Source organism: Cupriavidus sp. MPR-AND1C (assembly GCF_058809705.1).
The window spans coordinates 30,104-43,497 of sequence record NZ_JBXASU010000045.1 but is presented as its reverse complement, the minus strand read 5'-3'; the positions used below and the strand labels follow the sequence as shown (position 1 = coordinate 43,497).

The 13,394-nt window shown below is 66.3% G+C and carries 14 protein-coding genes; 12 read left to right on the top strand and 2 right to left on the bottom strand.

The window, feature by feature from the left end; genetic code table 11:
* Nucleotides 1–265: 265 nt before the first annotated feature.
* The gene (locus AC1RWI_RS22705; RefSeq protein ID WP_492868907.1) at nucleotides 266–484 is read left to right on the top strand and encodes a ribbon-helix-helix protein, CopG family; all 219 of its coding nucleotides are present in this window, start codon (nucleotides 266–268) and stop codon (nucleotides 482–484) included.
* Nucleotides 478–846: a type II toxin-antitoxin system VapC family toxin gene (locus tag AC1RWI_RS22700; RefSeq protein ID WP_492868905.1), complete on the top strand. Its 369-nt coding sequence runs from the start codon at nucleotides 478–480 to the stop codon at nucleotides 844–846. The genes AC1RWI_RS22705 and AC1RWI_RS22700 overlap by 7 nt, the downstream gene beginning before the upstream one ends.
* Nucleotides 847–966: 120 nt before the next feature.
* On the opposite strand, the gene AC1RWI_RS22695 is transcribed toward AC1RWI_RS22700, so the two are convergent.
* Nucleotides 967–1,959 (bottom strand): alpha/beta hydrolase, encoded by a 993-nt coding sequence (locus tag AC1RWI_RS22695; RefSeq protein ID WP_492868903.1) that lies wholly within the window; start codon nucleotides 1,957–1,959, stop codon nucleotides 967–969.
* 339 nt (nucleotides 1,960–2,298) lie between these two features.
* Here AC1RWI_RS22695 and AC1RWI_RS22690 point away from each other — a divergent pair, with 339 nt between their 5' ends.
* On the top strand, nucleotides 2,299–3,366 hold the full coding sequence (locus AC1RWI_RS22690) for a maleylacetate reductase (protein ID WP_043356150.1): 1,068 nt from the start codon (nucleotides 2,299–2,301) through the stop codon (nucleotides 3,364–3,366).
* Between the two features lie 52 nt (nucleotides 3,367–3,418).
* Nucleotides 3,419–4,297, top strand: coding sequence for an NAD(P)-dependent oxidoreductase (locus AC1RWI_RS22685; protein ID WP_492868901.1), 879 nt, complete (start codon nucleotides 3,419–3,421; stop codon nucleotides 4,295–4,297).
* A gap of 36 nt (nucleotides 4,298–4,333) precedes the next feature.
* Here the strand turns inward: AC1RWI_RS22685 and AC1RWI_RS22680 are convergent, their stop codons facing one another.
* Nucleotides 4,334–5,248 (bottom strand): LysR family transcriptional regulator, encoded by a 915-nt coding sequence (locus AC1RWI_RS22680; protein WP_492868899.1) that lies wholly within the window; start codon nucleotides 5,246–5,248, stop codon nucleotides 4,334–4,336.
* A gap of 211 nt (nucleotides 5,249–5,459) precedes the next feature.
* On the opposite strand from AC1RWI_RS22680, the gene AC1RWI_RS22675 reads away from it, so the two are divergent.
* The 8 genes from AC1RWI_RS22675 to AC1RWI_RS22640 all read left to right on the top strand — a co-directional run bounded on the left by AC1RWI_RS22675 (nucleotide 5,460) and on the right by AC1RWI_RS22640 (nucleotide 13,151).
* Nucleotides 5,460–6,785 (top strand): amidohydrolase family protein, encoded by a 1,326-nt coding sequence (locus tag AC1RWI_RS22675; protein ID WP_492868897.1) that lies wholly within the window; start codon nucleotides 5,460–5,462, stop codon nucleotides 6,783–6,785.
* 178 nt (nucleotides 6,786–6,963) lie between these two features.
* Nucleotides 6,964–8,472, top strand: coding sequence for a sugar ABC transporter ATP-binding protein (locus AC1RWI_RS22670; protein ID WP_492868895.1), 1,509 nt, complete (start codon nucleotides 6,964–6,966; stop codon nucleotides 8,470–8,472).
* Nucleotides 8,465–9,421: an ABC transporter permease gene (locus AC1RWI_RS22665; RefSeq protein WP_043356142.1), complete on the top strand. Its 957-nt coding sequence runs from the start codon at nucleotides 8,465–8,467 to the stop codon at nucleotides 9,419–9,421. The genes AC1RWI_RS22670 and AC1RWI_RS22665 overlap by 8 nt, the downstream gene beginning before the upstream one ends.
* Nucleotides 9,418–10,386 (top strand): ABC transporter permease, encoded by a 969-nt coding sequence (locus AC1RWI_RS22660; protein ID WP_043356141.1) that lies wholly within the window; start codon nucleotides 9,418–9,420, stop codon nucleotides 10,384–10,386. The genes AC1RWI_RS22665 and AC1RWI_RS22660 overlap by 4 nt, the downstream gene beginning before the upstream one ends.
* A 151-nt stretch (nucleotides 10,387–10,537) precedes the next feature.
* Complete coding sequence (locus AC1RWI_RS22655; protein WP_183035286.1) at nucleotides 10,538–11,503, top strand: sugar ABC transporter substrate-binding protein; 966 nt, start codon at nucleotides 10,538–10,540, stop codon at nucleotides 11,501–11,503.
* 64 nt (nucleotides 11,504–11,567) lie between these two features.
* Entirely contained in the window at nucleotides 11,568–12,455 is an 888-nt protein-coding gene (locus AC1RWI_RS22650) for an intradiol ring-cleavage dioxygenase (protein WP_492868892.1), read from the top strand.
* A 5-nt stretch (nucleotides 12,456–12,460) separates the two neighbouring features.
* Entirely contained in the window at nucleotides 12,461–12,763 is a 303-nt protein-coding gene (locus AC1RWI_RS22645; RefSeq protein ID WP_492868891.1) for a YciI family protein, read from the top strand.
* Between the two features lie 76 nt (nucleotides 12,764–12,839).
* Nucleotides 12,840–13,151 carry a Dabb family protein gene (locus AC1RWI_RS22640; protein WP_492868889.1) on the top strand — a complete coding sequence of 104 codons (312 nt, stop codon included), beginning with the start codon at nucleotides 12,840–12,842 and terminating at the stop codon, nucleotides 13,149–13,151.
* Nucleotides 13,152–13,394: the final 243 nt, after the last annotated feature.

The following is a 13,394-nucleotide window of genomic DNA, read 5'->3' as shown; positions in this document are numbered from 1 at the left end:
TGTGCCGCGCGGGGAAGGGGGGGAGTTCGCTCCGCCGGCGAGGGGCTAGTGGGTAGCCATGAGGCTAGCGCCCCTTGCGCGCGCCGAACAGCAGCAGAAGGGGCCTGTTCGGGCCGGAGCAGATGCCGTGCTGGTCGCGAAGCCCTGCGCGCCAGCCCGGTTTCCAGCGCCGCCGTGTTCCGGTCCGGATTGCCGTGCTGGTCCCTTGTTGTTTCAAATCGGATGATATACGATGCGTATATCACATATCGTTTATGGGTTAATCATGAGTCGCATCCTGGTCGACCTTGAGGAAGACCAACTCCAGGCGCTGGCAGCCATTGTCGAGGCAGAAAAGCGCCCTCGGGCAGTAGTCATTCGCGAGGCAATTCAAGCGTACATCGCGCAGCGCAAGCCTGGCCTGGCCGCTGACACCTTCGGGCTTTGGAAGCACCGCGGGGTGGATGGCCTTGCGTATCAGGAAAAGCTGCGGGAGGAGTGGTGAACGCGCTTTTCGACACCAATATCCTGATCGACCACTTGAACGGAATCGAAGAGGCCATGATCGAGATGCGCCGCTACGAGTCAAGGGCGATCAGTGTCATCACCTGGATGGAGGTGATGGTGGGCGCAACAGTGGAAGAAGAGCAGACATTGCGCGCGTGGCTCAATGCGTTCCGGCTGATCGCAGTCGATGATGCGGTTTCCGCTCGCGCAGTCCAGATTCGAAAAGCCGCACGAATCAAGCTGCCTGACGCGATTATCTGGGCGTCGGCGCAAGCGCATTCGATGTTGCTGGTCACACGCAATACCAAAGACTTCTCGGTCAGCGAGCCTGGTGTGCGGATTCCCTATCAGCTCAAATAACTCAAATAGCGCAAACGAGCGGGAGCACGCCTGTTGCCGCGCAGAGCGAGCGACGGAATCCATTGCCGCCAGCCGCTTTTTTTCTCGCTTTTCTCCTCGCATCCGGCGCTGCCGCGCCAGTCATCTCCCGGCCAAGCCATCCAGCCGCTCCACGGCCTGTACCGCCGCCGCGCGGGCGGCCGGTGACACCGTGAGCATGATGTGGCCGGTGCCAGGCACCAGCGTTACCGGAATATCCGGGCGGCCCGCATCGGTAAACACCTGTGCAAACCTGGCGGCGACAAACACCTCATCGTCCTGCCCGGCCAGTACCGCCGCCGGCTTGTGGATCTCGCGAATATTGCGCTGGTAGTCCTCATAGGGCTGGAAATTCGTCGCCAGCGCATAGGAGTAGGACGGCGTCAGTTCGGCGCGCGGTGCGTCGTTGATGGCAAAGGCCAGTACGGGCAAGTGGTTGAAGGCGGTGATGCCGATCCGGTTCAGCAGCGTGAGCGCGATCACGCGCGGCACGCCGACCGAAACCCAGCCGCCGGCATCGGGGCGGAACGTGGGCGCGCGGCGGTTCGTATAGGGCGCCATGAACAGGTAGTTGTCAAACAGGGCCTGGCGCGCGCCGCCGGCCACGCGCAGCGCAAAGCCGCCGCCCGACGAAAATCCCACCAGCGTCTTCGGGCCGGCGGGCTGAACAGTGCTCACAAAGTCTTCCAGGTCGTCATCGAGCTGCCCGATGTAGGCAATGTCGCCACGCGGGCCGGAGGCCCCGTGGCCGCGCATATCCAGGGCGTAGGCCGTGAAACCGGCATGCGCGAAGCGCTGTGCAAGCGGATGCATGCTCTGGCTGTTGGCCGAGGAGCCATGCACCAATATCACGCTGCCCCGGCTGGGCAGGCCGCCGGCGGGGGGGTAGCGGCGGTAGGTGAGTTGTGCGCCGTCACGTGCCGCGTAATGGGCGGGGGCCGCCAGCGCGGAGAAATCCACGTCCTTGAACGGATCGCTGATGCTCAGCATCGGCTTTGGCCGGGTCGGGCCACCTGCGGCCAGCGCCGCGGCAAGGGCCACGAGCACCACGGAAAGTATGGCGGAGACGGCGAGCGTGGCGGTTCGGAGTTTCACGGTATTCGCTTTGCACAAGGGGTGGAATGGCAGAAGGGACCGCGCCGGCCGGACAGAATCGAAAAGTGCGCTAGTCCAGCCCGGAAGCTAGCACCGAATCCGGCGCCGCGCGACATCCATTCGTGAAAGGGTTCGCGAAAGGGTTCATGAAAGGCGTGAATTCTTCCGCGTGCGTCAAGAGTGTTTTCCCATTCCGGCATTTCTTTCCGCCTGGCGCAAGGCTAACGTGCACTGGCGCGTCCGCTGGCTGTGGTCTTTGACTGCGCAAGGCCATAAGCGCCGGGCAAGACACACGACAAGCGGGCACAGAACCTGATCCTTGCGGAGGAAGACAACGCCATGCCAACGTCATTTTTATACGTGGCCCAGCCCACGCGCGTGCTGTTTGGCGTGGGCACCCTGAGCCAGGTGGGGCAGGAACTGGAGCGGCTGGGCGCCAGGCGGGCGCTGGTGCTGTGCACGCCCAACCAGGCCGAAGACGCAACGCGACTGTCCGACGCGCTCGGGCCGTTGTCCGCCGGCATTTATCCTGGCGCAGTGATGCACGTGCCGGTGGAATCCGCTCGCGCGGCGATTGCGCACGCGCAGGAAGTGGGCGCGGATTGCATGATCGCCCTTGGCGGCGGGTCGACCACCGGGCTGGGCAAAGCCATCGCGCTGACCTCCGGCCTGCCGATCCTGGCGATTCCCACCACCTACGCCGGGTCCGAGATGACGCCGATCTACGGCCTCACCGACGCCGGCCTGAAGAAAACCGGGCGCGATCCGCGTGTGCTGCCGCGTACCGTGATCTACGATCCGGCGCTGACCGTGGGCCTGCCGGTGGCTTTGAGCGTGACCAGCGGCCTGAACGCCATCGCGCACGCCGCCGAGGGGCTGTATGCCGAGGATGCCAACCCGGTGACGTCGCTGATGGCGGAGGAGGGCATCCGGGCGCTGGCCAGCGGTATTCCCCGCGTGTTCGCTGCGCCCACCGACCTGGATGCCCGCGCCGATTGCCTCTACGGCGCATGGCTGTGCGGCACTGTGCTGGGCAGCGTCGGCATGGCGCTGCACCACAAGCTGTGCCATACGCTGGGCGGCAGTTTCAACCTGCCCCATGCCGAGACGCACACGGCGGTGCTGCCGCACGCCATGGCCTATAACGCCTTGGCCGCGCCGGATGCCATGGCGCGGATCCGCCGGGCCATGGGCGGCGAAGGCATCTCCGCTGCCGCCGCGCTTTACGACCTAGCCGCCCGCCACGGCGCGGCCACAGCGCTGCGCGATATCGGCATGAAGGCCGAGGACCTGGACCGCGCCGCGGATATCGCCCTGGCCAACCCGTACTGGAATCCGCGCCCGATCGAGCGCGCGCCGATTCGCGAATTGCTGCAGGCCGCCTTTGAAGGCGTGCGCCCCGACTGAGCGGGCTCGCGGGCTCGCAAACGCCCAACGCACAACACACCGGAGACAAACAATGCAAATCGGCTTTATCGGAATCGGCAAGATGGGCTTGCCCATGGGGCGTCACCTGGCCGCCGCCGGGCACGCTGTCGAAGGCTTCGACCTGTCGCCCGCCGTGCTGGAAGCCGCGCGCCAGGCCGGGCTGAAGACGACCGGCTCGCTCGCGCAGGCAACCGCCGGCAAGGACGTTGTGTTCAGCTCGCTGCCGCACGACGCGGCCTTCGAGGCCGTGGGCGCGCAAGTGGCGGAGCTGGCCGCGCCCGGCACGCTGTATATCGATACCAGCACGGTGTCGCCACAAGCGTCCGCCCGCGTGGCCGCCTTGCTGGCGCAGCGCAATATCCCATACCTGCGCGTGACGGTATCCGGCAACAACAAGATGGCCGAGGCGGCGCAACTGACCGCCCTGGTGTCCGGCCCGGCGGACGCCTATGCAGTGGCAAAGCCGCTGCTGGCCGCGCTCGGGCCGGCCCAGTTCTACCTGGGCGATGCCGAGCAAGCACGCCTGATGAAGCTGGTGGTGAACCTGATGATCGGCCTGACCTCCGGCATGCTGGCTGAAGCGCTGGCACTTGGCGCCAAGGGTGGTCTCAAATGGCAGGACATGTGGTCGGTGATCACCGCCAGCGCGGTGGCCGCGCCCATCGTCAAGGCCAAGTCCGCGCAGCTGGTGGAGAACGACTACACGCCCACCTTCACCGTGGACCAGATGCTCAAGGACGTGGGATTGATCCTGGAGGCGGGCGCCGACCTGCGCGTGCCGCTGTCGCTCACCGCGCTGCTGGGCCAGATGCTGCAGGGCGCCGCCGCGCAGGGCATGGCCGGCGACGACTACGCCGCGGTGATCAAGTCCGCGCGGCTTGCCGCCGGGCTGCCCGGCGTCAATGGCTAGGCAGGGCGCTTAAGCTAGCCGTCACCAAGCGGGCCGTCACGACGTCCACTTGCGCTCGTAGTCCATGCGCTCGAAGTGCGCCACCAGATACTCGATGAACAGGCGCACCTTGGCGGCCAGGTAGCGCCGGCTCTGGAAGGCGATGTTGATGGTGAGCCGGGGCAGGTCCCAGTCGTCCAGCACCGGGATCAGCCGGCCCGCCACGATATCGTCGTAGACGATGTACTTGGGCTGCACCAGGATGCCCAGGCCTTCCAGCGCGGCCGCGCGGATCACCTGGCCGTCGTTGGACTCCAGCTTGCTGCGCACCGTGACCGTCTTCTCCTCCCCATTGCGGGTGAAGGCCAGCTCGTGCGGCCGGTTGGCGTAGGAGTAGATCAGCATGTGGTGGCGCAGCAGGTCGTCGACTTCGCGCGGCGTGCCCATGCGGTCCAGGTAGCGTGGCGAGGCGGCCAGGATGCGGCGCGTCTCGGCCAGCCGGCGCACGGTCAGGCCAGAGTCCGGCTCGAACTCCCGTGTGCGGATGGCCAGGTCGATGCCACTGTCCATGATGTCGTAGTAGCGGTTGGCCGCCAGGATGTTCACATCCACCTTGGGATACAGGCTGGTGAAATCCGGCAGCAGCGGCGCGAGGTGCTTCATGGAAAACGACAGCGATGCGGTGACCGTCAGCGTGCCGCCGGGCTCCAGCACATTGGCGTTGACCGCGGCTTCCGCCTCCTTCATTTCCGTCAGCACGCCCTTGCAGCGCCGGAAAAACTCGTGCCCCACATCGGTCAGGTAAAGACGGCGCGTATTGCGCTCGATCAGCCGCGCCGACAGCCGCTGCTCCAGCGAGGTGAGGTAGCGGCTTGCCGCCGCGTTGGAAATGGCCAGGCTCTCGGCGGCCTTGCTGATGCTGCCCAGCTCCGCGATCTGGACGAAGAGTTCGAATTCGGTCCAACGGTCCATGCCTTGTCTCCCCGTGTGCGCCTTGGTCCGCCGCGCGAGCCATGTTGATTCTCTCGCCTGGCGGAAAGAAGATTTCCTTATCCGTCGTTTTTTTCCATTTGCCGGCAGTATAGAGTTTGTTCCAGCGCCTGTCAGGCATGACAGGACGCTTGCAAAACCCAGAGCGGCGCGCCGGCCACAGGCAGCGCCGCCAGGCAACGGAGACACACCCATGATCCTGGTACGCGGGGCCACTCTGGTCACCATGGAACCCGCCCTCGGCGAGTTCACCGGCGACCTGCTGATCGACGGCGAGCGCATCGCCGCCATCGCACCGCATCTGGACGCGGATGGCGCCGAGCTGATCGACGCTCGCGGCTTCATCGTTGCCCCAGGCTTTGTCAACGCGCATATGCACACCTGGCAGACCGCGCTGCGCGGCGTCGCCTCGGGCTGGACGCTGACCGAGTATTTCCGGCAGATGCATGCCGGGCTGGCCACGCGCTTCACGCCCGATGACATCGGCATCGCCACGCTCGTCGGCGCGTGGAACCAGCTCGATTGCGGTACCACCACGCTGGTGGACTGGTGCCACAACAATCCCACGCCGGCGCACAGCGATGCCGCGCTGGACGCGCTGGAGCATGCCGGCATCCGCGCCGCGTTCCTGCACGGCTCGCCCAAGCCAGACCCCAAGCCCGGCGCCTTGCCGTTCTGGGAGATGCCGCACCCGCGCAGCGAGGTGGAACGCCTGTCCAGGCGGCTGCAAGGCTCGTCCTTGCTCAGCCTCGGCTTGGCCATCCTCGGCCCGCACTACTCCACGCTGGAAGTCGCGCTGCACGATTTTGCGCTGGCGCGGGAATTCGGCCTGCTGGCCAGCATGCACCAGGGTGGCGGCAGCGCCCGCACGCCGCAGGGGTGGGAGCGGCTGGAGCAGGCCGGGCTGCTTGGCCCCCACATCAACATCGTGCATGGCAACAACCTCACGGACACGCAGCTTGCGCGCTTCGTCGGGCTGGGCATGAGCTTCTCCGTCACGCCGGAGAACGAACTGACGCAGGGCCATGGTTTCCCGATCACGGGCCGGCTGACGCGCCTGGGCGCGGCGCCATCGCTCGGCGTGGACCTGGAATCGGGTTTGTCCGGCGAGATGTTCATCGCCGCGCGCATGGCGCTGGGCGTCCAGCGCGCGCTGGACCATGCCGAGTACCGCCAGCAGCACGGCGAGATCGCGCCCGCGCACGCGGTGAGCTGCCGCGATGCGCTGGACTGGATCACGCTGGCCGGCGCGCGGATGCTCGGCATGCAGGACCGCATCGGCTCGCTGGCCGTGGGCAAGCAGGCCGACCTGGTGATGATCGACGCTCGCAAGCTCAACATGACGCCGCTGCACGACCCGGTGAGCGCCATCGTGATGCAGGCCAGCCTGGCCAATATCGACAGCGTGTTCGTGGCAGGCAAGGCGCGCAAGCGCCACGGCCGGCTGCTGGTGGACGGGCTGCCGGGCAAGCTTGAAGCGCTGCGCGCGTCGGGCGAACGCCTGGCGGCGGGGCGGTAAGCGCGAAGCGAAGTCCCGCAGGCAAAAGGAAGGGCGGGCGCATCCATTTGCCGCCAGCGCTGGAAAACCACCAGCGATACCAACGATAAGGAGGAGACCACATGCATCGACAACCCGCCACGCACGGCATCGGCATCGGCGCCTGCATCGGCGCCGGCAAGAGCCTCAGGCGCGCATCATGAACGCAGGCACCGAGATCACGCCGCTGTTCGAAATGCGCGGCATCTGCAAGAACTTCCCCGGCGTCAAGGCGCTGGATGATGTGTCGTTCGCCATCTACCCCGGCGAGGTGCATATGCTGCTGGGCGAGAACGGGGCCGGCAAGTCGTCGCTGATGAAGGTGCTGTGCGGCGTCTACGTGGCCGATGCCGGCGAGTTCTATCACGACGGCAGCCCGGTGGCGATCACCAGCCCGGCCGACACCATGGGCCTCGGCATCGCGGTGATCTTCCAGGAGTTCTCGCTGGTGCCTTACCTGGACATCGCGCAGAACATTTTCCTGGGCCGCGAGCCGCGCGGGCGGATTCCCGGCTCCGTCGATGCCGCCAGGATGCACGCCGAAGCGCGCCGCATCCTCGATATCCTGGGCATGGAGGTGAGCACCCGCACGCCGGTGCACCGCTTGGGCGTGGCCCAGCAGCAGATGGTGGAGATTGCCAAGGCGCTGTCGCAGAACGCGCGCATCCTGGTGCTGGACGAGCCCACCGCGGCGCTGTCCGACCGCGAGACCGAGAAGCTGTTCGCCGTGATCGCGCGGCTCAAGGCGGACGGCGTGTCGATGATCTATATCTCGCACCGCATGGCGGAGGTCTTTGCGCTGGGCGACCGCATCACCATCTTGCGCGACGGCCGCAAGGTAGGCGCCTGCCTGCCCGGCGACGCCACCCCGGACGAGCTGGTGGCGCGCATGGTCGGGCGCAAGGTCGACATGAGCTACAGCCGCGAGCGCAGCGTGCAACCGGGCGAAGTGGCGCTGGACGTGCGCAACGTCAGCGCGGACAGCGGCATCGCGGATATCAACCTGCAGGTGCGCGCCGGCGAGATCGTGGGCCTGGCCGGGCTGGTGGGCTCGGGCCGCAGCGAGGTGGCGCGCGCCGTGTTTGGCGCGGACCCGATCCGGCAGGGCGAAATCCACATCTTTGGCAAGCGTCTCACCGGCGGCCCGGACCGCGCCCGTGAGCTGGGTGCCGCGCTGATTCCGGAAAGCCGTAAATCGGAGGGGCTGGCGCTGATCCGCACGGTGCGCGACAACCTGCTGCTGGCCGGCTTGCGGCGCGCCTTTCCCGCGCGCTGGTATCGCGCGGACAAGGCCGAGGCGCTAGCCGAGCGCGAGATCGCACGGCTGCGCATTGCCACGCCCGACGGCAACCAGCTGGCGCAGTTCCTCTCGGGCGGCAACCAGCAAAAGATCGTGATCGGCAAATGGCTGGTCGCCGAAGCGAAGCTGTTTATCTTCGACGAGCCAACGCGCGGCATCGACGTCGGCGCCAAGGCCGAGATCTTTGCCTTGATCGACAGCCTGGTGAAGCAGGGCGCCGGCGTGCTGCTGATCAGCTCCGAGCTGCCGGAGATCATCAATGTCTGCGACCGCACCTATGTCATGCGCGGCGGGCGCATCGCCGGCGAAGTCGCTCACGCCGAGATGACCGAAGAACGCATTCTGCAACTGGGGATGAACGATGCCTGATACCAACGCACTACCGCGGCCGCTTGGCCTGTCCATCGGCAAGGTGCCCGGATCGGTCTGGGTGCTGCTGCTGCTTTCGCTGGGCTTTAGCGTGACGGGCCCGGGTTTCCTGAGCGTGGAGAACCTGCTGAACATCGGTGCGCAATCCACCATCTTGCTGCTGATCGCCTTGCCGATGACGCTGATCATCATGACCGAAGGGCTGGACCTGTCGATGGGCGCCGTGCTGACGCTGTGCGGCGTGGTGCTGGCGATGGTGATGGTGGCCACGGAATCGCTGCCCCTGGCCTTGGGCGCGGCGCTGCTTACCGGGCTGGCGTTCGGCCTGCTCAATGGCGCGCTGGTGTCGTGGCTGGAGATCCCGCCGTTCGTGGCCACGCTCGGCACGCTGGGCGTGGCGCAGGGGTTGGCGCTGGTGGCCACCGATGGCCAGAGCGTGACCGGCATCGGCGAGGCGATTCCGCTGATCTACGCCGGGCAACTGCTCGGCGTGCCGCTCCCGATCTGGATCGCGGCGGTGTTCTACGGCCTGTTCCACTGGCTGCTCTACCACACCCGCTTTGGCGCCTATGTGTTCGCGCTGGGTGGCAACCGCGAGGCGCTCAAGTTCTCCGGCGTGCGCATCAATGTCTATCTGATCGCCGTCTATGCGCTGGGCGGGCTGATGGCCGGCGTGGCCGCGCTGCTGCTCACGGCGCGCATGAATGCCGGGCACCCCACGGCGGCCATCGGGCTGGAGTTCGATGCCATCGCCGCGGTGGCGGTGGGCGGCACTACCTTTGACCGCGGCAACGGCTGGCTGCCCGGCACGGTGCTGGGGGTGCTGGCGGTGGGCGTGCTGCGCAACGGGCTCAACCTGGTGGGCGTGCCGTCGTCGGTGCAGGTGGCGGCCATCGGGCTGCTGGTGCTGGTGGTGCTGCTGATCGAATCGTTCAAGGGGAAAGCATGAACACGGCGACTCTGTTCCCGCCACTGTCGGCGGATGCCCGCTCGTTTGCCTACCGGCTGTTCGCGCTGGGCCTGCTGTGCCTGCTGCTGGCGGTGGCGTCGGACGCGTTCCTGACGCTGGGCAACATTCTCAACGTGCTGCGCCAGGCCAGCCTGCTGTTCCTGCTGGCGTCGGGCGTGACGCTGGTGATCCTGACCGGCGGGCTTGACTTGTCGGTGGGCGCCAACGTGGCCATGTCGGCCTGCGTGGCGGCCACCGTGATGAAGGCCACCGGCTCCACCATGCTAGGCGTGGGCGCGGGGCTGGGCACCGGCGCGCTGATCGGGCTGGCCAACGGCCTGCTGGTGGCCATGCTGCGCATCCCGCCATTCATTGCCACCTACGGCATGTTGTGGGTGCTGCACGGCGTCACCTACTGGTTCATGGCGGGCGAGACCATCCACGGCTTCCCGCCGGCGTTTCGGGCGATCGGCAGCGGCTACCTGTGGGGCGTGCCCATTCCGGTGTACCTGATGCTGGTGTTCCTGGTGGCGGGCACCGCCATGTCGCAGAAGACCACCTATGGCCAGGAGATCTACGCCATCGGCGCCAATCCCGTCGCAGCCCGGCTCTCCGGCGTGCCCGTCAGGCGGCGGCTGGTGCTGGTGTACCTGGTGAGCGGCGCCATGGCCGGCATCGCCAGCCTGGTGTTCCTGGCGCGGCTCAACTCGGCCGAAGGCGACATTGGCGAGGCGCTGACGCTGCCCGCCATCGCCGCGGTGCTGATCGGCGGCACCTCGCTGTTCGGCGGGGTGGGCAGGGTATCGGGCACGCTGGTCGGCGCCATCATCCTCACGCTGGTGCTCAACGGCATGAACCTGCTCACCGTCAGCGCCAACTGGCAACCGCTGGTGACGGGCGTGATCGTGGTGCTGGCGGTATTCCTGGATACGCTGTCGCGCAAGCGGCTGGGCGTGAGGTCGTAGAGGCCGCTTCGTTTCATTTTGAAAGCCTCTTGGCTCGACGTCGTCAAGCAAGGTCGTCAAGCAAGGTCGTCAATCGAGGTCGTCAAACAAGGTCGTCAAACAAGGTCGTCAAACAAGGTCGCAGCTTTTCATCAAAGACAAAGGAGACAACATGAACGTACGTAACCTGAAGCAACTGGCTGGCTTGCTGGCCCTCGGCATCCTGGCCGCGCCGGCCCACGCGGACGGCGAGCGCATCGCGGTGTTCACCAAGAACCAGACCAACCCGTTCTTCCAGGTAGTGCGCCAGGGCGCGGACGCCGCGGCCAAGAGCATGAACGCGCGTGTCACCCACTACATCCCCACCAAGCCGGACAGCATCCCGGAGCAGATGAGCCAGATCGAGGACGTGATCGTCAAGAAGGCCGACGCCATCGTCTTCGTCCCGGTCGACTACAAGGCCATGGGCCCTGGCGTGAAGAAGATCAACGCGGCCAACATCCCGGTGGTCAACGTGACCGACAAGAGCGACGTGGGCAATTTCGTCTCCTTCATCGGCGCCAGCGACTACGACCTGGGGCTGAAGACCGCCACGCACCTGTTCAAGGCCATGGGCGGCAAGGGCAATGTGGTGCTGCTGGAAGGCATCAAGGGCTCGCTGACCAATATCGACCGCGTCAAAGGCATGCACGACGCGCTCAAGGCCTTCCCCGGCATCAAGCTGGTGGCCTCGCAGCCGGCCAACTACCAGCGCCTGCAGGCCCTGCAGGTGATGGAAAACCTGATGCAGTCGTATCCGCAGATCGACGGTATCTTTGCCACCAACGACGCCATGGCCATCGGCGCCATCGAGGCGCTGCAGGGCGCCAACCGCAAGGCGCTGGTGTCCGGCATCAACGGCACGCAGGAGGCCATCGACGCGATCAAGGCCGGCACCATGCTTGCCACGGGTGACTACAATGGATTTGCCCAGGGTTGCCTGGGCATGACCGCCGCGATCCGCAAGCTGCGCGGCATGCCGGTCACGCAGAGCATCGTGCTGCCGGCCACGGTGGTGGACAAGACCAACTACCAGTCGATCGATATCCCGGTGAGCAAACGTGCCTGCCCGCGTTGGGAAGATGCCGCCAAGGCCTGATCCCGATGTCCGCAAGAACGTCCGCAATAACGTCCGCAAGAACAACCACGAGAGACCACGCATCATGCGCAACCTAGACGAAGAGACCATCACGCAGGCCGTGCTGGCGCGGCATGCCGACATGCCCAACGGGCGGATGAAGGAGATCATGACCAGCCTGGTCCAGCATCTCCACGCCTTTGCCCGCGAGGTGCATCTCACCGAGGCCGAATGGGCCGAAGGCATCAAGTTCCTGACTGAAGTCGGCCACACCTGCACCAGCAGCCGGCAGGAGTTCATCCTGCTGTCCGACACGCTTGGCCTGTCCACGCTGGTCACCGCGCAGAACCACAAGAAGCCGCGCGGCTGCACCGAGGCCACGGTGTTCGGGCCGTTCTACGTGGACGACGCGCCAGAGTACGCACTGGGCGCCGACGTAGCCAACGGCATGACCGGCGAGCCGTGCTACGTCAGCGGCAAGGTCAAGAGCGTGACGGGCGAGGCGGTGCCGAACGCGCGGCTGGAAGTCTGGCAGGCGGATTCGGAAGGCTTCTACGATGTGCAGCAGGCGGGGCTTGATGGCCACCAGGGCCGCGGCACGCTGACGGCCGACGAGCGCGGCGGCTTTCACTTCAAGTCGATCGTCGCCGAGTGCTACCCGATTCCGCACGACGGCCCGGTGGGCCGCATGCTCGATGCCATGGGCCGCCATCCGTGGCGTCCCGCGCACCTGCACTTCATGATCTCGGCGCCGGGGTTTGAGACGCTCATCACCCATGTGTTCCGCGAGGGCGGCGAATACCTGGATTCCGACGCGGTCTTCGGCGTGCGCAGCTCACTCATCGGGGACTGGGTGCGGCACGAGGCCGGCACCGCCCCGGACGGCACGTCATCGGCCACGCCGTTCTACACGCTGGATTTCGATTTCATTCTCAACCCGGCACCGGCAGCGCCGGCGCCGTCCCGGAGGTAGGCCTCATGCTGTTTGCATTCCATCTTCTCGACAAGCCCGGCACCGGTGCGCTGCGCGCCCGCGTGCGCCCGGAACACAAGGTCTATCTCGGCGCCAAGGCCGACAGCATTGCCTTTGCGGGGCCGCTGCTGGCCGAGGACGGCACCACCATGGCCGGCAGCCTGCTGGTGATCGATTTTCCGTCGCTTGCCGAGGCCAAGGCGTGGCTGGCAGGCGAGCCCTTCACGCAGGCCGGCGTCTATGGGCAGTCGACCGTGCATGGCTTTAGCAACCTGTGGCCGCAGAGGGTCGGCTTCCCGCCGGCCTGACGTGAAGGACATCAAGAACATCAAGAACACCAGGAAAACCAGCCAGGATCCGCCAGGATCGGCAAAGGGAGAAATCGTGTCCATCGTCAAACACATCGTGATGTGGAACCTGCGCGGAGAAACCGAAGTCGACAAGCAAGACGCCGTGGCGCGGCTCAAGCGTGCGTTCGAAGGGCTTCGCGGCCGGATCCCCGGCATGCGCCACCTGGAAGTCGGCGTGGACTCCAGCAAGGTCAACTACGCCTGCGACGTGGTCCTGTATTCCGAGTTCGAATCGCAGACGGCGCTCGAGGGGTACGCCACCCACCCGGAGCACCTACGGGTGAAGGAGGAACTGGGTGACTTGCGCATTGCACGGCACCAGGTGGACTACGAGCCGTCTGCGTGAACGACATAAAGCGTGACGTAAAGCGAGGAACCGGAGGCGGTCAGGCGCTTCGCACCGCCGTCCCCTGGTTGGCCGGCGCAAGCGCTGGCCGGCCATGGCCGGAACCCCTGCTGGATCGGGGAGGGCGGGCGGCTTTGAGCCAGGTTGCGGGCTGAAGTGACCTGCGTGGTTGCCTGCGCAGTTACCCTCGTAGTGACCTGCTAGTGCGGGTTGTCCCACCGGTGTAGGGCAGCTTTGCCGTGT